Origin of the sequence: Spirulina subsalsa PCC 9445 (genome assembly GCF_000314005.1) — a bacterium.
GTDB classification, from domain to species: Bacteria; Cyanobacteriota; Cyanobacteriia; order Cyanobacteriales; family Spirulinaceae; genus Spirulina_A; species Spirulina_A subsalsa.
The window spans coordinates 4,666,598-4,684,996 of the sequence record NZ_JH980292.1; the positions used below are offsets into that span (position 1 = coordinate 4,666,598).

Genomic DNA, 18,399 nt, shown 5'->3' on the forward strand with positions numbered 1-18,399 from the left:
TAGGGAGTCGGGAGAGCGTGAGAGAGGGGGAGAGGGGGAGCAGGGGAGAGGGGGAGAGGGGGGGCAGGGGAGAGGGGAATTAAGACTTATTCCCTATTCCCTATTCCCCATTCCCTATTCCCCGTTCCCTAATTAAGAGGAAGACAGCCAGTAGGAGGGGGGGGAAGGCGATCGCAATTAACGCATCGAGGGTATTCGCAGGAATCGGCCAGAGGGGGGCAAGATACTTGATGAGGAGGGAAATTGCACCCGATAGAGCCAAGACTTTGAGGATAAAGATTAAGGGACTGTTCATAGGGGGGGGGAAACTGAGGAGTGGAAGCTAAGTCTACTCCCCAAGTTTAACCAATGCGCTCTGAGACTAGATAGGGTCTGCTGAATATCCATCTAATCACTGTTAGTAGGGCTTTCGATTGGGAGCGAGAAAGTGCAAGGTTTTAGGGATAAATCATCAAAAAGGCTTGCCTTTTTCCGATTCCCCCTGTTTCCTGTTCCCCGTTCCCTGTTCCCCACCCAGAGTAGAGTTATTCAGCAAGCCCTAGATATCTAGGATTCCTGCATAAATTGCAGCCACCAGAATATTGACTCCGAGGAGAAGACCAGCCCAGAGAACACGGAAGGTGTAGGGGGGTTTGCCATTGGGAACGGGACGATCTGTCATGAGTTTTGCTCCGTATTTTAATGTTGACGTTATATTAAGAAGTAACCAAAATCTATCATAATTAACCCGCTTTTTAACCTCTTTTGATGGATATTTATTTCATTCGTCATGGGATTGCAGGCGATCGCACCCTCTACCGGACTGATCAGGAACGCCCCTTAACAGACCTCGGCATCAAAAAAACCCGTAAAGTCGCCCAACGGATTCGATCTGTGGGAATACAGGTTGATCTCATCTTAACTAGCCCCCTTCTGCGAGCCAAACAAACGGCCGAACTGTTACAACAAGAGGGTTTAGGTCAACAAGTCCAAGAATTTGCGCCCCTCGCTCCCGAAGGCGATATTAACCTGTGGGTGAACTGGTATAGTGTCAATTCTCATTATCAGGCGATCGCCCTCGTTGGGCATCAGCCCGATTTAGGCAACTGGGCCGAACAGATCATCTGGGGAAGCCATCACGAAAAACTGATTGTTAAAAAAGCAGGTATAATAGGCGTTCATCTTTCCAGCCCTGGATCCCCCCTCGGTCAAGGTGAACTATTTGGCTTGATCCCCCCCAAATGGTTTTTATAGTTTTTGGATACCCCTCAGCCAATTCGACCTAAAAACGGTAAAACCAGATAAATTTAGCCCAAACTTTACCCTATTAACCTATTCTTAAGGTGTAACGCAACCTTACACCCTCTTACTTCTGTTCTTAATCAGCCCTTCCCCACCCCTCCCAGCAAAATCCTAAGCTATTCCGTAAAAATCGAGACTCTTCAAACTTTTGCTGTAAGTTAACGTCATATCTTCCAGATCGAGTTGAGCCTTGTTTAAGAAGGCCCATGACAAGAGAGGACAGATATTTCCCTCTAGCTACGAGAAGAGACATGACAGCAGTTTGCGAATATATTCCTGGCCTAGAGAATATCCCAGTTGCCGAATCTGCCATCAGCTATGTTGATGGACAAAAGGGTGTTCTGGAATATCGTGGGATTCCCATTGAAGAACTCGCCCAAAAAAGCACCTTTCTCGAAACGACCTATCTCCTGATTTGGGGAGTTCTGCCCACCAAAGAAGAACTAGCCGCCTTTGAAAACGAGATCCGCTTTCACCGTCGGATTAAATACCGCATTCGGGACATGATGAAATGTTTCCCCGAAACCGGACATCCGATGGATGCACTGCAAACATCCGCCGCCGCTTTGGGCTTATTCTATTCCCGTCGGGCTTTAAATGACAGTCACTACATTCGGGAAGCTGTAGTGCGTTTAATTGCCAAAATCCCGACCATGGTTGCTGCCTTTAAGAGTATGCGCAAAGGGAATGATCCCATCCAGCCGCGAGATGATTTGGACTATTCCACCAACTTTTTGTATATGCTCACCGAACGCATTCCTGAGCCTGTGGCGGCCCGAGTGTTCGATGTGTGTTTAATTCTCCATGCAGAACACACCATGAATGCGTCTACTTTCTCCGCTATGGTGACATCTTCCACCCTGACTGACCCTTACGGGGTGATTGCATCCGCCGTGGGTACTCTAGCGGGTCCCCTTCATGGCGGTGCCAATGAAGAAGTCATCGATATGTTAGAAGCCATTGGCTCCGTGGAAAATGTGCGGCCTTACATTGAAGATTGTATTGCCAACAAGAAAAAAATTATGGGCTTTGGCCACCGAGTTTATAAGGTCAAGGATCCCCGGGCAACCATTCTTCAAGGGTTAGCAGAACGTTTGTTTGAACAAATGGGTCACGACCGCTTCTATGATATTGCTTTAGAGCTAGAAAAAGTCGTAGAAGAGAAATTAGGCCATAAAGGCATCTATGCCAACGTAGATTTCTATTCCGGTTTGGTGTACCGCAAATTAGGAATTCCGACGGATCTCTATACGCCCATTTTCGCCATTGCTCGGGTCGCCGGATGGTTAGCTCACTGGCGCGAACAAATCTCGGAAAACCGCATTTTCCGACCCACTCAGGTTTACGTCGGGGAGCATAGTCGTCCCTACTTACCCTTTCATGATCGGGGATAATCTCCCAAACTAGCGCACTGTCTGTTACAGGTCGCTAACTCCTCTTTTCTCTTCTCTCCTCCCTCCAGTTCTAGTTATCGAGAGTGTAGCCAGCCCGGCGCGCTCTTTGACAACGGGTAATCACTCCTTGGATGGAAGGTTCTACCCGACAATTCATTGCACCTAAATAGGGATCTTGTTCCTGACTGCGATTAGAGCGCGGTCCAGTCCAATGGGCTTGTAAAGTGACAAGATAAAGATTGGGCTGCTCCGACACTTGAATGGTAATTTTCCAGAGTGGGTATTCGGCTAAGGGTTTGAGGCGGTTTTCTAATTCTGCGATCGCCTCCTGCCGTAATGCCCCCAAAGAATCCCGCTCTTCCTTGCTTTGGGTGGGATGTACAGCCCCCCGCAACCACTCCCCAGCATCCGTCCAGTTTCTCTCCTCCAACGTTCTCCCTAACAACTCCCCCATTGTGTCCAACAATAACAACCCTTGAGGGTCAATCCTTGGGGTGAGTTGCCATTTCACCACAAAGACACTGCGGCTAAAATCATCCACTAACAGACTGGGATATTGTTCTAACCAATTTTGCATCAAAACATTGACTTGAAAAAGACAACTGCCGAGCAGTTGAATTCCGAGCAAAATCACTAATCTTTGCCGTTCTATAATAGTCGGGGAATGGAAATGACAGAATTTATCAAAAAAACAGGGATAAGCGGCAATAGTCCCCGCTAAGGGCAACCACAACAACAGGAGAGTCTCTAGGGGAATTTTTATCAACAAAAATAGGTGAAAACAGATTAATGCACTGGCAATCCAAGGAGTTAAGGGAACATGGTTTTTAATGCAAAGCCATGTTATACTAATTGTAAAAAAAATAGCGGCAAATAGTAGTAAAATAAAGCGAAGAGTGGGACTCAGCAAAGCCGACATCACGAGAGAAAAAAAACTAATCCAAAGAAAACATTGCCAAGAATAGGCTTGAATTGGTAAAATGTTTTGCCATAAATTTTGTAAAGTTTTAATCATAAAGTTTTAATCATAAATTTTTAATCATAGGTCGGCAAAATTTTGAACAACACAACCAATAAAATAACGCTATTACTACAAATATTAGCTAAGACAATGACTGAAGCCTTACTAACATCCGTTTTCAAAAGAGCTTTGTTAATTCGATTCACTAACAGTTGTTCTTCCTCCGAACTGTCTTGAGAACTTAACAGTAATGCTTGTAAAATATCGAGTCCTTTAAATTCAATAACGCAGACCAGAACAAAGAAGAATAAAAACATAACAAAAAAGCTCAAATTAGCTTGAAAAGAGCTTAATTGATAGAAATTACTAAAGAGTACATAACTCATTAACTGCATTTTTACCGGGTCAGGGGCAACAGAAAGAAAGATGGAAAAAGAAATCCAGAGGAAAATGGCGGATAACAAATTAACGGAAACAGAAAACTCAACACTCCGTTTATGATTAAGATTTAATTTATTTTGATAGATCATCGCTTCAATGGCAATGCTAATCAATAACGTGAGACTTTGAAGCAGAATTAGGGGGAAGGGGATCAAGTAGGCCATCGTTCGTGACAGGGGAGATCTAAGAGAGGGGGGAAGGCGGAACAGACTAGGGGGAGATCGAGAAATTTTATGAAGCTTTTGCAGCAATTGCTCATATTTCGGGTCAAATAAGGTTACGGTGTAAAGTAAGCCTAATTCAAGTCAGACCCATGCGAGTATTTCACCAGCGACCTGTTTTAGAGCAGCCTACGGAAGAAAGTACGCGCACTCGTATTTTACAGGCGGCTCTTCATTTGTTTGCCCAACAGGGCTATGATGGCACAACGACGAGGGATTTAGCGGCGGCGGCTCATGTAGCCGAGGGAACCTTATTCCGCCATTTCACCAATAAGAAAGCGATTTTAGTGGAGGTGGCTACTCAGGGGTGGGTGGATATTCTCACGGATTTGCTGACGGAATTGAGCGAAATGGGGAGTTATAAGGCTGTGGCGCAAGTGATGCGACGGCGGATGTTGCGGATGAATGAGAATAGCGATTTGATGCGGGTGTGTTTTTTTGAGGCTCAGTTTCATCCGGATTTGCGCGATCGCATTCAAACGGAAGTAATCGAAAAAATGACGGATGTCGCCGAGGCCTTTTTTGAAACCGCCATGGAGCGGGGAATTTACCGCCGTATGAATCCCCGGGTAGTGGCTCAAGTCTTCTTAGGAATGTTCACCATTGCCGGATTTTCTAAAGCAACGATTGGGGAGCCTCAAGCCTCCCCTAAAGCTATGAAGGAAATGGCGGAAGGCATTGCGGACATCTTTCTTAATGGAGTGTTACAACCCGACAAGGGAGAATCTCCGTGAAATTTGGGATCTCCGGTTGTTGGTCGCACAACAAGTGTTAGATTTTGTTTAACCCTGTTTTGCGACTCTCCATGAGTTATTGTATCAACCCGTCCTGTCCTCATCCTCAAGACTCCACCCTGACGGATCAAGTGGTTTGTCCTCATTGTGGCTCATCCCTGGTCTTGTTGGGACGTTATCGTGTGATCAGTCTTCTGAGTACCAATAGCGGGTTTGCGGTTATTTATGAGGTGGAAGATGGTACAACCCGTAAGATATTAAAAACGCTACAAACACGCCACAACGAGAGCAAAAAGGCCGTTGAATTGTTTAAACAAGAAGCGGCGGTTTTAGGTCAACTGGATCATCCGGGGATTCCCCAAATTGATCCACCGGGTTATTTTCAGTTTTTCCCCAAAAATTCGTCAGAACCGATCCACTGTTTTGTTATGGAGAAGATCGACGGACCGACCCTTTATGATTGGATGTTACAGCAGGGTCATTTGCTCATTAGTGAACAACAGGCGATCGCTTGGTTAGAACAAATTGCCCAAATCCTCCACCTCGTCCACCAAAAAAACTACTTTCACCGGGACATCAAACTACAAAATATTATGCTGCGCTCCACCGGACAGTTAGTCTTAATTGACTTCGGCACAGCGCGGGAGATGACCTACACTTACTTAGCCCAGATTGGCAGTTCCGGCAATATTACCCGCATTAGTTCCGCCGGATATACCCCCCCAGAACAGGAAAAAGGCCACGCAGTACCCCAATCAGATTTTTATGCCCTCGGGCGGACATTTGTTTACCTACTCACCGGACGAAAACTGACCGACACTGATATTTACAACCCCTTTACCGATGAGTTTTGTTGGCGAGAAAAAGCCTCGGATATTTCCCCCCAGTTCGCTAATTTTATTGACCATTTAATGGCACATCGCGCCATTGATCGTCCTAAAGATACCCAAGAAATTTTAGATACTTTACGCGAGATTAAAAAACATCTTGCAGATCCCGCGACAACGGCCACAACGCTCCGTTTACCTGCAACTAAGATCCAATTTTCTCCCGACAGTCCCACCCTCCCGGAATACAAACCTCCTCGGAAAATTCCTAAGATTTGGTGGGGGCTAGGATTAATTGGTTTAACACTACTAGGGGGGTATGGAATTTGGGAGGGTTATCATTACCTAACCTTGGAGAGTTCCCCCCCCGAAGTTGTGCAGGAAGTGGCCACAGCTAAAAGCTTCCAAGGTCATCAGAGTTTAGTCAATGCGATCGCCATTAGTCACAACAATCAAATTCTCGTCAGTGCCAGCGAAGATCAAACCCTGAAAGTGTGGGATCTCAACAGAGGAGAACTCTTAAAAACCCTCACCGGACACACCAGCGCCGTCCGCGATGTAGTCCTCAGTGATGATGGTCAATTTGTCATCAGTGCTAGTTCTGACCGCACGATTAGAATTTGGGATTTAAATACCGGAGAAGTTCGTCATAACCTAACAGGTCATGCCAGTTTTGTCAACCATGTAATTCTGTCCCAAGACCAGCAAATTTTAGTCAGTATTGGCACCGACCGAACCTTACGGATTTGGGGCGTAGAAACCGGGGAAAACCTGCACACTCTGACCGGACATACCAGTTTTATTAATGATATGTTGATCAGTTCTGACGGGACTCAATTAATCAGTGCTAGTGCAGACCGAACCTTGAAAATTTGGGACATTGCCACGGGGGAATTATTACATAATCTCGTCGGACACGCCAGTTTTGTTAATCGCTTAACCCTCAGTCCTGATGGGCAATTTGTCGCCAGTGCCAGCGCCGATCGAACCGTGAAAATTTGGAACATTACCACAGGGGAATTGCAAAAAACTTTAAGTGGACATACCAGTTTTGTCAATGATGTAGTGATTAGTCCTGATGGTAAATTAGTGGCTACAGCTAGCGCAGACAAAAGCATTAAAGTGTGGAATTTTGCCACAGGAGAGGAACAATATACCCTAGATGGTCATGCCAATTATGTCAATCGTTTAGCCATCACCCAAGATGGTCAAACTTTAATTAGTAGTAGCGCCGATCAAACAATTCGCTTGTGGGATTTATCAACAGGGGAAGTCAAGCGGGTTTTAAGTGGACATAATGCACCGATTAATGATTTTGCACTCAGTCGAGATGAACGATATATCGGCACGGGAAGCGAATCTTCCCAGATTATGGTCTGGACTATTAATCGGGAATAGGGAATAGGCAAGAGGCAACCTTGACCCGTTAGACCTAAAGTTAGCAGTCAACGGCACCACCTCACGCCCTCGCAGGTGGGGAGAGCTTCAACGGTGGCAGTTTTAAAATAATTTGCGGTTTAAAAATTGCCAGAAGTCCAGCAATAATTCCTCAATGGCCAACATGATGGCATCGAAAAAATGAAGGAGGCGCTCTAAGGGGTGTTGAACATAGCCAATGGGAGTGACTTCTGTTTCAATCCAATCGGGTTGATACTCTGGTGAGTTGCCGGAATGGCCTGATCTTGCCAGATGTACGGAGGAGGAGGATTTTGGGGGGAGGGGCTTTTTGAGACGGGAGGGGAACCAGGGGGGGCGGGGGAACTGGCGGGGGGCGGGGGCTGACATTTCTCCTAATTCTAGGGGATCTTCCAACTGGGGACGCTGAGGAACAAAGGTTTCGGGTTCTATTGGGCCTTGATATAGGTCTTCCCAGGTTAACCAAGGGGTGGCTACAACGGAACGAGTGGGGGGGAGATCGGTGTTAGGTTTTAAGGGTTTGGGGCCGAAAAAGTAGGCGATCGCACCCTGAATTAAAACGATAATCTCCCAAGGTTCTAACTCCCCGGTTTCGATGGTTTCTCGGCGATGGATTTGTTCCCAAGCTTGGGCGACTTTATCACTCCATTGATCCTGTTTGACCTCCCAGAGGGCAATTTTGGCATCCAAACGACTGAGCAATCCCGGATGATCCGGTTGGAGAGGTTCTAGGATGTCTCCTAATGGCAGGGTGGGTAAGGGTAAGGGGAGGGGATTGGGGCGAATCGGCTGTAGGGATGACATCATCTGCTCGGAAACCACTTCAATGGGAACGAGATGTGCCTCCCCAAAAACATTGGTTGTCACCGCGACAGGGCTTTTTTGCATCCAGCGCATGAACTGCCAAAAGCGTCGCAGGAGGGGGAATACTTGGGGATTATCGGTTAGGGTGTGGGGAATTAAAAACCGTTGACGTTCCACCCGTTGCAGATACTGTTGATAGGCATAATCGGCCATTTCCCAGAGAATATGCTGTTGAAGCTGTTGCTGTTGTGGGGGGGTGAGGATATCTAGGATTTGATTTTCTGGTGTGACTAAAACAAGGGCTTGTTCCTCCAAGGTACAAGCCAACCCCTGAAGGGCGGGCATTTCCCCCTGTTCTGGGTCTGCTAATAAACAGGACTGGGCGATGAATAACAGATTGCCTAGAGGTTGATTAGTGTCGGGGGGGGGATTGCTGCCGAGGGGGGGCAAACTGGGAGCATTGGCTACTTTTTGGGCGAAGGCAAAGCCCACACCGCGCCCTAGTTGGGTGAGTAAATAGAAGGGATAAACTAAGACCTGTAAGCCCCAAACGGCGGCTAGTTTGACTGAGCGCGCTGTTTGATCAAGGCGATCGCGCCAAACAATCCGTTGTTGATTAATAAAATTAAACAGACGACTTTGATAAGGACGCTCTGGGGCAGGCATAACATTTTGATTCCCTCCAATTTGTCCTAATTTTGACATACTCTCCTGCCTGAAGGCTGAAAATTCTCCAAACATCACATTCTGTTGGAGGCGACGACACGGAAACCGATGTAGTCGTACTTAAGGTGAGGGGGACAACTATCACGACAAGCTGAACGACAGAACTCCGGTAGATTAAGCCAAGAACCGCCGCGTAGAAGCTTTTTAGGGGATCGGTTTTGTTCTAATAATTGTCTTAATCCAGTGCTGTGATATTGAGCTTTAGAGTGATGATTGAGCCATGCTCTTCCATCCTTGGGCGCACCTTGATAATGGTCATGCCAATCATCTAAACACCACTCCCATACATTGCCGTGCATATCATCAAGGCCCCAAGCATTGGGCGCGTTGAAGTGACCGACGGGGCTTGTTTTGCGCCCCGTTTTCCCCAGATTTTCCCGGTCATAGTGGCGACAGTTAGCGACTTGGGGGGAGAGAGTCAACCCAAAGGAGTAGGGTGTGGTGGTTCCGGCACGACAGGCATATTCCCATTCCGCCTCACTGGGAAGACGGTAGAATTGACCCGTGGCTTGATTTAAGCGCAGACAGAATTCTAGACAGTCTTCCCAACTCACTTGTTCTACGGGGTGGTTTTGACCTTTGAATTGAGAGGGGGCCACATCAAGGGAATGCACTACTGGGGGCAGTTGGGCGACAATGCGCCATTGTTGTTGGGTAATGAGGGTTTGACTGATGAAAAATTCGGGTAGGATGACCCGATGTTGGGGGCCTTCGCTGCTGTGTCGCTCGGGTTCGTCTTCAGGAGATCCCATCATAAATTCTCCAGCCCGAATAACTATCATGGCTAAGTCTAATCCCCCGACGGTTTCTCTGTAGCCTTGGGGCTGTAACTTTTGCTCTTGGATGCTCTTTTCTGAGTCATTCATCGTTCAAATTGGCGGCATCAACACAGGGAATCGGGAATAGGCAATCATTATCAACTCCCCCTCCCCCCTGCTCCCCCCACCAGTAAGCCCTCCTTCATCATTGCTGGGAAGAAAATCCCTCATCAAGATACAATTGTAAACGGATTGTTACATTTTTCCTCATGTCCCACACGATGAACCTGTCCGATAACTTACCTGATAGCAAGGGGAAATCCTCTAATCTACGAGAACGCAATTTAATCTGTATCCGGGGGGCCAGACAACATAATCTGAAGAATGTGGATCTGGATTTACCCCGCGATCGCTTGATTGTGTTTACAGGGGTGTCCGGATCGGGGAAATCGTCCTTGGCGTTTGATACCATTTTCGCGGAGGGACAACGGCGTTATGTGGAATCCCTCAGTGCCTATGCGCGGCAGTTTTTGGGACAGTTGGATAAACCGGATGTGGATGCCATTGAGGGGTTAAGTCCGGCCATCTCCATTGACCAAAAATCAACCTCCCATAATCCTCGCTCAACGGTGGGGACGGTGACGGAAATTTATGACTATTTGCGCTTATTATTTGGGCGGGCGGGAGAACCTCACTGTCCCCACTGCGATCGGAATATTGCCCCCCAGAGTATTGATGAAATGTGCGATCGCATTATGGAACTCCCGGAACGCACCAAGTTTCAAATTCTCGCCCCTGTGGTACGAGGGAAAAAAGGCACCCACAAAAAACTACTCTCGGGGTTAAGTTCGGAAGGGTTTGTGCGGGTGCGGATTAACGGGGAAGTGCGAGAATTGAGTGATGCCATTGACCTGAACAAAAACCACAGCCACGATATCGAAATTGTGATTGATCGGTTAATCACAAAACCGGGCATTGAGGAACGTTTAGTAGACTCCCTCAGCACCTGTTTAAAACGCTCCGAAGGCACGGCCATTATTGCCATTCAACCCGACGAAAGCGAGGAAATCCCCCCCAAAGAGTTGATTTTTAGTGAAAACTTTGCCTGTCCTGAACATGGGGCCGTGATGGATGAACTGTCTCCCCGTTTGTTCTCCTTTAACTCCCCCTATGGTGCTTGTCCCCATTGTCACGGTATCGGCAGTTTACGCACCTTCTCGCCGGATTTAGTCATTCCTGACCCCAGTCAGCCCTTATATAGTGCGATCGCCCCTTGGTCCGATAAAGATAATGCCTACTATCTCTCCATACTCTTCAGTTTGGGGGAAACCTTCGACTTTACCATCCAAACCCCTTGGGAAAAACTCACCCCTGAACAAGAGCAGATCCTGTTCTATGGCTGTGAAGACCCCATCTTAATCCAAGCCGACACCTACCAAGGAAAAGGCTATTATCGCAAGTTTCCCGGCATTCTCGCCATGTTGGAGCGCAACTATGAAGAAACCAACTCGGAAACCTACAAACAAAAACTAGAGCAGTACATTGTCTTTCAAACCTGCGAAGTCTGTCACGGCAAGCGCCTAAAACCCGAATCCTTAGCCGTCCGTTTAGGAAAATATCACATCGACGAGTTAACCAGTGTGTCGGTGCGGGATGCCCTAGAACGGGTGAATCAGATGGATTTGACCCCCCGACAGGCCCTAATCGGGGAACTCGCCCTCAAGGAAATTAAAGCCCGTCTCCAATTCCTCTTAGATGTGGGCTTAGATTACCTGACCCTAGACCGGGCGGCCATGACCTTATCCGGGGGAGAAGCCCAACGGATTCGTCTGGCGACCCAAATTGGGGCGGGTTTAACCGGGGTGTTGTATGTATTAGATGAACCCAGTATTGGGCTCCACCAACGGGATAACGGGCGCTTACTCCTGACCCTGCAAAAATTGCGGGATTTGGGCAATACCTTAATTGTGGTAGAACATGACGAGGACACCATCCGGGCGGCCGATTATTTGGTAGATATTGGCCCGCAAGCGGGAGTTCACGGGGGAGAAATTGTCTGTCAGGGGGATTTAGAAACCCTGTTAAATACCGAAGCCTCGCTAACGGGAGCCTATTTGTCCGGTCGAAGGGCGATCGCCACTCCCCCAGAACGACGGAAGGGAAACGGGCGCTCCCTAATCCTCCAAGACTGTTCCCGGAATAACCTCAAACACATTACCGTAGAAATTCCCCTGGGAAAATTAGTCTGTGTCACAGGGGTTTCCGGTTCTGGCAAGTCCACCCTGATTAATGAACTCCTCTATCCTGCTCTACAACACCATCTAACCAAAAAAACCCCCTTTCCCCCAGACTTAGGCGAGATCAAAGGTCTAAACGCCATTGATAAAGTGATTGTGATAGATCAATCCCCCATCGGACGCACCCCCCGTTCCAATCCAGCCACCTATACCGGGGTTTTTGATGTGATTCGGGCGATTTTCGCCGAAACCATCGAGGCCAAAGCGCGGGGGTATAAACAAGGTCGTTTTTCTTTCAACGTCAAAGGAGGACGCTGTGAAGCCTGTTCCGGCCAAGGGGTGAACGTGATTGAAATGAACTTTTTGCCTGATGTCTATGTGCAGTGTGAAGTATGCAAAGGGGCGCGTTATAACCGGGAAACCCTGCAAGTGAAATATAAGGGCTTTTCCATTGCCGATGTGCTGAACATGACCGTAGAAGAGGCGTTAGGGGTGTTTGAGAGCATCCCCAAAGCCGCCCCCCGTCTCCAGACCTTAGTGGATGTGGGGTTAGGTTATATTAAACTGGGTCAACCCGCCCCCACTCTTTCCGGGGGAGAAGCGCAACGGGTCAAACTGGCCTCGGAATTGTCCCGACGGGCGACGGGGAAAACCTTATACCTGATTGATGAACCCACCACTGGGCTATCCTTTTATGATGTCCACCATTTACTCAATGTGTTACAGCGCCTTGTGGATAAGGGGAATTCGGTGTTAGTGATTGAACATAATTTAGACGTGATCCGGTGTGCCGATTGGATTATAGACTTAGGGCCAGAAGGAGGCGATCGCGGCGGTGAAATTGTGGCCGTTGGCACCCCGGAAACCGTTGCGGAACACTCCCATTCTCATACGGGGGTTTATCTCAAGCAGATTTTGCGATAGATGGGGATTCTTCCTTCAAAGACTCGCCAGAACCAAACCTCAACTTACCAATTCAAAACTTTAGCAATAAAATCCCCCAACGTTACGGGATCAAACGGTTTCGTTAAAACGGCATTCACTCCCAACTGGGCATAATAACGCTGTTCGGCCGCTTGTACCTTAGCCGTGAGGAAAATCACCGGAATTTGAGCCGTTAGGGGATCTTCCTGTAATTTATGCCACGTTGTTGGACCATCCATTTCTGGCATCATCACATCCAAAAGAATGGCATCCGGTTGTTCTTTTTGACACAACGCTAAAGCCTCAGATCCTGACGAGGCCGCGACTACTTCCCAGCCTTGACCAATTTCTAGACTAAGTTTCGCCACTTCTCTAATATCTTCTTCGTCGTCAATAATCAATATTTTCCGGTTGCCCATTACACCAATGCCCCATTCAACAGTTTGCGTGACTTCTTCCCGACGCTAACCGCAAGCGGTACAGCGCAGGCCTCCCCATATCACTATGAGGCTTTTCTGCTTTTACATAGGGCCTACTGAATAACACCAGACGCTAGACTCAGCAGGGGAGCAGGAGAGCGGGAATGGGGAATACTAATCAACTCCCGATTACCCAACTCTCGGACTTATTCAGCAAGCCCTACATAGGGTCTGCTGAATATCTCTCTAAGCAGTGTTACGAGGACTTTTAGCCGTTTTAAGAGCGAGAAACTGCAAGGTTTTAGGGATAAATCATCAAAAAGGCTTGCCTTTTTCCGATTCCCCCTGTTCCTTCCCGTTCCCTGTTCCCTAGCCCAGTTATTCAGCAAGCCCTACATAGTACGTGATGTCGCTGAACCCGCAACAAGAATCTCTCAGCATACCCGTTAGGATTCCTGGGAGAGTATCTCAACTAAACCACTATAGCAATTGTAGGGAAGGATGGCTGAACCTCAAGCCGAGAACTCCCACTATCCCTCCTCGATCAGATCCGGTTCAAACTCTGATTCTCGCCTTGGCTGTGATGGCGAAGATTCGTTAAAATCTTCCAGAGTGACAGAAGAGAGATAGTATCAGTTAACCTCAAAGCAAATTTTCAATACACTGATTTAAGTTAGCCACATCCAAGGGTTTGCCAATAATCCCGGCCACTCCAAGGGAGGCAAAATAATGTTGATCGAATAAGCGGACTCGTTCGAGTAGGATGATAATAGGGATTGATCTTGTCTCCGCATTTTGTTGCAACGATGTCAGGAGATCAATGGAGGAGGGTATCCGTTCAAAATCCCAGAGAATGACATCCGGTTTAGCACTTTGGGCGAGTTCTACGGCCTCGGAGGAAGCATTTGCCGTTAAAACTGTCCAAGAGGTGGTCATTTCTAAGGCCATTTGGTGGATTAGAAGTTGATCCGGGTCAGTTGTGATTAGCAGAACTTGTGTTATGTGGGAGGGATGGCAAGAAAAATGACCGGAGGGGTTGATTTGACAAGACAAACCAGAGGAAGTCACTTCTTGAGCGGAGTAAATGCTCATGACAGGCATAGTTAAAGAAGTGGGGTATAGGACAGGACAAGATACAGGACGAGCTTGAGGACGATTGGTCAACAGTTATAGTGTTGGTTGTACTGTACAAGCAATTTGTGAAAAAACTGTGAATGGGACAAGAGGACTGTTCATCAGGGTAGACAATGGGTTTGAGGAAAGAGTAGGAGGGAGAATGAGTTTTAATCCGACCGAGACGTTCACGCCGCGTCTAGAAACAAGAATCGCCGAGGAATTATCGTTGGGGGTGTCTCAAGTCAAATCGGCGTTAGATTTACTGCAAGAGGGGGCAACGATTCCCTTTATTGCTCGTTATCGTAAGGAACGCACGGGGGGCCTCGATGAAATCCAATTGCGGGAGTTGGGGGAGCGCTTCCATTACTTGACGGAATTGGAGAAGCGGAAACAGACGATTTTAGACGCGATCGCCTCTCAAGACCAACTCACCCCAGAACTTCAGGCCAAAATCCTCACCTGTAGCCAAAAAAACGAACTCGAAGACCTCTACTTACCCTATAAACCCAAACGCCGCACCCGCGCCACCCTCGCCCGAGAAAAAGGCCTCGCCCCCCTCGCTCAATGGCTACAAAGCCAAAATACCCCCCCATCTCCCCCCGTTCAATTATTATCCGCCGCCCAAGACTATCTCAATCCAGAACAAGGCATCGAACAGCCCGAAGATGCCTTACAAGGCGCCGCCGATATCTTAGCCGAGGGAGTCGCGGAACAATCAGACTATCGCGCCTATTTGCGCGACTATCTCAGCCAAAAGGGGGTATTTGTCGCCAAAATCAAAAAAGACTATCCCCCCGGAACCACCAAATTTGAAATGTATCGGGACTATCGCAGTCCCTTAAACAAAACCGCCCCTCATAACATTCTTGCCCTACTCCGGGGAGAAACCGAAGGCATTTTAAGTCTTGACATCGACTATGATGAGGCCTTTGTTCAGGACTACCTCGAAGAACAGGAAATCCACACCCGACACCCAGAACTCCGGCAATTCTATCAGGGGATGTTAAAAGATGCCTTTAAACGTCTCATGCGGACTTCTCTCCTCACAGAAGTCCGGGGACAGTACAAGAGTTTTGCCGACCGAGAATCTATCAAAACCTTTGAGGCCAATTTACGCCATCTCCTGCTGGCTCCTCCGGCCGGGATGAAACCCACCCTCGGCATTGATCCCGGTTTTCGCACAGGCTGTAAAGTGGCTGTTTTAGACCAAACTGGGCAGTTTGTGGAGTATCAGGCGATATTTCCTCATACGGGGGAGCAGAAGCGTCAAACGGCCGCTAAAACCCTACAACGATTGATTACCCAGTATCAAATTGAATTAATTGCCATTGGTAACGGCACCGCTTCCCGAGAAACCGATGCTTTTGTGGGGGAAGTCTTGGCAACATTGCCCCAAAAACCCATTAAAGTTATGGTCAATGAGTCTGGCGCTTCGGTCTATTCCGCCAGTCCTGTGGCCATTGAGGAATTCCCCGATCTCGATATTACGGTGCGGGGTGCCATTAGCATTGGTCGTCGTTTACAGGATCCACTGGCTGAGTTAGTGAAAATCGACCCCAAATCCATTGGCGTGGGACAATATCAACACGATGTAGACCAGAAACTGCTCAAACAAAAGCTAGAGGAAACCATCGAAAGCTGTGTCAACTATGTGGGGGTCGATCTTAACACGGCTTCTAAACAACTCCTGACCTTTGTTTCCGGTTTAACTCCCACCATTGCCCAAAATATCATCACCTACCGCAATCAAAACGGCGCATTCCAGAACCGTCAGCAACTCCTGAAGGTGTCTAAACTCGGCCCCAAGGCCTTTGAGTTATGCGCGGGGTTTTTGCGCATTCGCAATGGAGAAAACCCCCTCGATAATACAGCCGTTCATCCAGAAAGTTATGGTATTGTGCAGCAGATAGCGAAGGATCTCCAGTTACCCCTAGAGAATATCAGTCAAGGGACTTCCCAACTGCACCGTCTGGATCTCCAACGCTATGTTACCCCAGAGATTGGACTCCCGACCTTGCAAGATATCCTCAAGGAACTAGAAAAACCGGGACGAGATCCCCGAGATCAGTTTCAATACGCCACCTTTAAAGAGGGAATTCAGGAAATTAGTGATCTTGAAACCGGGATGGAATTAGAAGGGGTGATCACCAATGTAGTCAATTTTGGCGCGTTTGTAGATATTGGGGTGCATCAAGATGGTTTGGTACATATTTCCCAAATGGCCGATCATTTTGTTAGTGATCCTAAAACTCTTGTTAAGGTTGGGCAGGTCGTCCGGGTAAAGGTGTTAGAAGTAGATCAGAAGTTGAAGCGAATTAGCCTCTCAATGAAAGCAGTTAATCCTCGATAATCTTTAGGCTTTTATCGATTTTTGAGGATAGCTGCTTATTTTTTCGGTCTTGATTTTTTGGCATTCAACCCATACGGTAGGGGTAATTTAGGAATTACCCCTAGTCGGAGTACACAGAAAACTCAGGGGTTAACCTTCATTTTTTCGAGTTAACAACACAGGACAATTGGCATTTACCCTTACATAATCTGAAAGAGAAGTCCCTAATAATCGATCTAAATCAGGTAATGCTTTGGCCACAGAGGGACGACGATCGGGAGATCCCAATAAGAATAAATCTACATTTTTTTCGTCTACTAATTGGCAAAGTTGCTCACCGGGTTTCCCGGCTAAAACAACAGCACTGTAGGGAATACCAAAGCGTTTGACTTTAGCAATGGCGGCGGCAATAATGGGGTTGTTTTCGATTTCTGCTTTAGAAAGGGGTAATAATTTGGGGTCTAAATCTGGGTTAACCCGTGCCAAAATCAGTTCAACGCCTGTGGCACCATTTAACAAAAAGGTGGCCAAATCTAAACTACTTTGAGAGGTTTCTGATTTATCTAAGGCGACCATGACCCGCTTTAATTTACGCACATAGAGATCATCGCGCACCAATAGCATGGGACGTTTGGCCAGTTGAAAAACATATTGACTGACGGAGTTTTCCAAAATGGCTACAAGGCGTTTTAAGCCTCGGGAACCCATAATAATCAAGTCAGCTTCTACTTCCTCGGCCACTTTCAGAACTGTATCTTTGGGTTCCCCTTGACGTTTCAGGGTACTGATTTGCTCAGGATTTAAATTCAGGGTGTCTACGGCTTTAGCCAGTACCTCATCCGCTTCTGCCATTTTGCTGCTCATGGCATCCTCGGACGCTTGGGGGGGGACAATGGTTAAAACCGTGACATTGGCACCCCCAAGACTCGGCAAGTCCAGCAAGGACTGCAACATTTCTTTAGAATTTCCCGTGCCGGAATCTGCTAATAAAATCTTTTTAATCATTGCAACAATCCTTTTGTATCGGCTACAAAGTTTGTAGGTTTTATCCCTCTCTCTTTAATCTAGAATACGGTAAATGTTGACGAAGAAACTTAACGAAATGTGACTAAAGTTATAGATTTATGTCATTTTTTAAGTTTATGTTAGCATAAACACCCCTAAAGATTTCGAGGATTTTGGGGCTTTACGTCCTGAAAGTCTGGGTTCAATAAGGGTTCACGAAATCGTGTTTGTTCTGGGAATGCACTGTTTTTGTTTTGATCATGTTATCTGAGACTCATTATCTGATTCGCTCTTTACAAAATGGCCAGTATTTGGTAGCGCGTCCTCATGGTGAAATAGAGCGGACGGGGTATTTACTTTTATTTCACGAGCATTACGAAGCGTTAAGTTATTTGAATGCTCACGGGCAGGATATAGCGAGTCACTTCGCGGTGGAGTGCGTGGGGAAACCTCAAGTGCGGGGATTGCTTGACCGTTGGGGGTTTCAGGGGGTGGGCTTGGTGCGAGATCCTCTGATTCCTCAGATTGATTTTTTGCGTTATGAAGGAATGGGACACTAAGGACTAGGGGGCTGAGAGCAATCTTGGGGGATTTGTCAACGACTCCCTTCTTTCGACTACCCAAAGAGGGACGGTGGAACAGGCAGCCGTCAATTTACTATTAGTTGCACGCCTCATCCCCTTGTGGGTGGGGCAGTTGACAAAATTTTGGCTAGGGTATTTTCTTTTTAGTACTAGAGTTCTAAAATAGTAGAGAGAGCAGTTGATCTAAAAAATGCTCTCCCTATTTCTTTCAATGTACTATGA

The 18,399-nt window shown here is 47.3% G+C and carries 16 protein-coding genes; 7 read left to right on the plus strand and 9 right to left on the minus strand.

The annotated features are described in order from the left end of the window. Nucleotides 1-100 precede the first annotated feature (100 nt). Both SPI9445_RS0121260 and psaX read right to left on the minus strand, forming a co-directional pair. Nucleotides 101-295 (minus strand): hypothetical protein, encoded by a 195-nt coding sequence (locus SPI9445_RS0121260; RefSeq protein ID WP_017306811.1) that lies wholly within the window; start codon nucleotides 293-295, stop codon nucleotides 101-103. Between the two features lie 243 nt (nucleotides 296-538). Next, on the minus strand, nucleotides 539-661 hold the full coding sequence (gene psaX, locus SPI9445_RS28920) for a photosystem I protein PsaX (RefSeq protein WP_017306812.1): 123 nt from the start codon (nucleotides 659-661) through the stop codon (nucleotides 539-541). 86 nt (nucleotides 662-747) lie between these two features. Between psaX and sixA the strand changes: the two genes are divergently transcribed. Next, on the plus strand, nucleotides 748-1,233 hold the full coding sequence (gene sixA / locus SPI9445_RS0121270; protein WP_017306813.1) for a phosphohistidine phosphatase SixA: 486 nt from the start codon (nucleotides 748-750) through the stop codon (nucleotides 1,231-1,233). 299 nt (nucleotides 1,234-1,532) lie between these two features. Continuing rightward, entirely contained in the window at nucleotides 1,533-2,675 is a 1,143-nt protein-coding gene (locus SPI9445_RS0121275; protein WP_017306814.1) for a citrate synthase, read from the plus strand. 70 nt (nucleotides 2,676-2,745) lie between these two features. On the opposite strand, the gene SPI9445_RS0121280 is transcribed toward SPI9445_RS0121275, so the two are convergent. Further along, on the minus strand, nucleotides 2,746-3,690 hold the full coding sequence (locus SPI9445_RS0121280; protein ID WP_017306815.1) for a DUF5357 family protein: 945 nt from the start codon (nucleotides 3,688-3,690) through the stop codon (nucleotides 2,746-2,748). A 20-nt stretch (nucleotides 3,691-3,710) separates the two neighbouring features. Continuing rightward, the gene (gene fraC, locus SPI9445_RS0121285) at nucleotides 3,711-4,241 is read right to left on the minus strand and encodes a filament integrity protein FraC (RefSeq protein WP_017306816.1); all 531 of its coding nucleotides are present in this window, start codon (nucleotides 4,239-4,241) and stop codon (nucleotides 3,711-3,713) included. 149 nt (nucleotides 4,242-4,390) lie between these two features. Here fraC and SPI9445_RS0121290 point away from each other — a divergent pair, with 149 nt between their 5' ends. Beyond that, a complete protein-coding gene (locus SPI9445_RS0121290) occupies nucleotides 4,391-5,032 on the plus strand; it encodes a TetR/AcrR family transcriptional regulator (RefSeq protein WP_017306817.1) in 642 nt (213 codons plus the stop codon). Between the two features lie 44 nt (nucleotides 5,033-5,076). Continuing rightward, nucleotides 5,077-7,257 carry a protein kinase domain-containing protein gene (locus SPI9445_RS0121295; RefSeq protein ID WP_202803746.1) on the plus strand — a complete coding sequence of 727 codons (2,181 nt, stop codon included), beginning with the start codon at nucleotides 5,077-5,079 and terminating at the stop codon, nucleotides 7,255-7,257. A gap of 102 nt (nucleotides 7,258-7,359) precedes the next feature. Here the strand turns inward: SPI9445_RS0121295 and SPI9445_RS0121300 are convergent, their stop codons facing one another. Both SPI9445_RS0121300 and SPI9445_RS0121305 read right to left on the minus strand, forming a co-directional pair. Continuing rightward, nucleotides 7,360-8,745, minus strand: coding sequence for a hypothetical protein (locus SPI9445_RS0121300; RefSeq protein ID WP_164674571.1), 1,386 nt, complete (start codon nucleotides 8,743-8,745; stop codon nucleotides 7,360-7,362). Nucleotides 8,746-8,819: 74 nt separating this feature from the next. After that, nucleotides 8,820-9,671, minus strand: coding sequence for a formylglycine-generating enzyme family protein (locus tag SPI9445_RS0121305; RefSeq protein ID WP_017306820.1), 852 nt, complete (start codon nucleotides 9,669-9,671; stop codon nucleotides 8,820-8,822). Nucleotides 9,672-9,844: 173 nt separating this feature from the next. Between SPI9445_RS0121305 and uvrA the strand changes: the two genes are divergently transcribed. Continuing rightward, nucleotides 9,845-12,724: an excinuclease ABC subunit UvrA gene (gene uvrA, locus SPI9445_RS0121315; protein ID WP_202803827.1), complete on the plus strand. Its 2,880-nt coding sequence runs from the start codon at nucleotides 9,845-9,847 to the stop codon at nucleotides 12,722-12,724. A 44-nt stretch (nucleotides 12,725-12,768) separates the two neighbouring features. On the opposite strand, the gene SPI9445_RS0121320 is transcribed toward uvrA, so the two are convergent. Together SPI9445_RS0121320 and SPI9445_RS29450 are read right to left on the minus strand one after the other, a co-directional pair. Next, nucleotides 12,769-13,143: a response regulator gene (locus SPI9445_RS0121320; RefSeq protein ID WP_017306823.1), complete on the minus strand. Its 375-nt coding sequence runs from the start codon at nucleotides 13,141-13,143 to the stop codon at nucleotides 12,769-12,771. Nucleotides 13,144-13,785: 642 nt separating this feature from the next. Next, nucleotides 13,786-14,307, minus strand: coding sequence for a response regulator (locus SPI9445_RS29450; RefSeq protein WP_083883575.1), 522 nt, complete (start codon nucleotides 14,305-14,307; stop codon nucleotides 13,786-13,788). 112 nt (nucleotides 14,308-14,419) lie between these two features. Between SPI9445_RS29450 and SPI9445_RS0121330 the strand changes: the two genes are divergently transcribed. Beyond that, the gene (locus tag SPI9445_RS0121330; protein ID WP_017306825.1) at nucleotides 14,420-16,609 is read left to right on the plus strand and encodes a Tex family protein; all 2,190 of its coding nucleotides are present in this window, start codon (nucleotides 14,420-14,422) and stop codon (nucleotides 16,607-16,609) included. Nucleotides 16,610-16,738: 129 nt separating this feature from the next. Here SPI9445_RS0121330 and SPI9445_RS0121335 read toward each other — a convergent pair whose 3' ends face one another. Further along, a complete protein-coding gene (locus tag SPI9445_RS0121335) occupies nucleotides 16,739-17,593 on the minus strand; it encodes a universal stress protein (protein ID WP_017306826.1) in 855 nt (284 codons plus the stop codon). Between the two features lie 260 nt (nucleotides 17,594-17,853). On the opposite strand from SPI9445_RS0121335, the gene SPI9445_RS0121340 reads away from it, so the two are divergent. After that, nucleotides 17,854-18,153, plus strand: a complete 300-nt coding sequence (locus SPI9445_RS0121340; RefSeq protein WP_017306827.1) for a hypothetical protein — start codon at nucleotides 17,854-17,856, stop codon at nucleotides 18,151-18,153. Nucleotides 18,154-18,399: the final 246 nt, after the last annotated feature.

Excerpts from the sequence above, each read along its gene's own strand:
- SPI9445_RS0121290 (WP_017306817.1), top strand. The coding sequence starts at position 4,391 with ATGCGAGTATTTCACCAGCGACCTGTTTTAGAGCAGCCTACGGAAGAA.
- SPI9445_RS0121340 (WP_017306827.1), top strand. The coding sequence starts at position 17,854 with ATGTTATCTGAGACTCATTATCTGATTCGCTCTTTACAAAATGGCCAG.
- uvrA (WP_202803827.1), top strand. The coding sequence starts at position 9,845 with ATGAACCTGTCCGATAACTTACCTGATAGCAAGGGGAAATCCTCTAAT.
- SPI9445_RS0121305 (WP_017306820.1), bottom strand. The coding sequence starts at position 9,671 with ATGAATGACTCAGAAAAGAGCATCCAAGAGCAAAAGTTACAGCCCCAA.
- SPI9445_RS0121275 (WP_017306814.1), top strand. The coding sequence starts at position 1,533 with ATGACAGCAGTTTGCGAATATATTCCTGGCCTAGAGAATATCCCAGTT.
- SPI9445_RS0121280 (WP_017306815.1), bottom strand. The coding sequence starts at position 3,690 with ATGATTAAAACTTTACAAAATTTATGGCAAAACATTTTACCAATTCAA.
- sixA (WP_017306813.1), top strand. The coding sequence starts at position 748 with ATGGATATTTATTTCATTCGTCATGGGATTGCAGGCGATCGCACCCTC.
- SPI9445_RS0121335 (WP_017306826.1), bottom strand. The coding sequence starts at position 17,593 with ATGATTAAAAAGATTTTATTAGCAGATTCCGGCACGGGAAATTCTAAA.
- SPI9445_RS0121330 (WP_017306825.1), top strand. The coding sequence starts at position 14,420 with ATGAGTTTTAATCCGACCGAGACGTTCACGCCGCGTCTAGAAACAAGA.
- fraC (WP_017306816.1), bottom strand. The coding sequence starts at position 4,241 with ATGGCCTACTTGATCCCCTTCCCCCTAATTCTGCTTCAAAGTCTCACG.
- SPI9445_RS0121260 (WP_017306811.1), bottom strand. The coding sequence starts at position 295 with ATGAACAGTCCCTTAATCTTTATCCTCAAAGTCTTGGCTCTATCGGGT.
- SPI9445_RS0121320 (WP_017306823.1), bottom strand. The coding sequence starts at position 13,143 with ATGGGCAACCGGAAAATATTGATTATTGACGACGAAGAAGATATTAGA.
- SPI9445_RS0121300 (WP_164674571.1), bottom strand. The coding sequence starts at position 8,745 with ATGCCTGCCCCAGAGCGTCCTTATCAAAGTCGTCTGTTTAATTTTATT.
- psaX (WP_017306812.1), bottom strand. The coding sequence starts at position 661 with ATGACAGATCGTCCCGTTCCCAATGGCAAACCCCCCTACACCTTCCGT.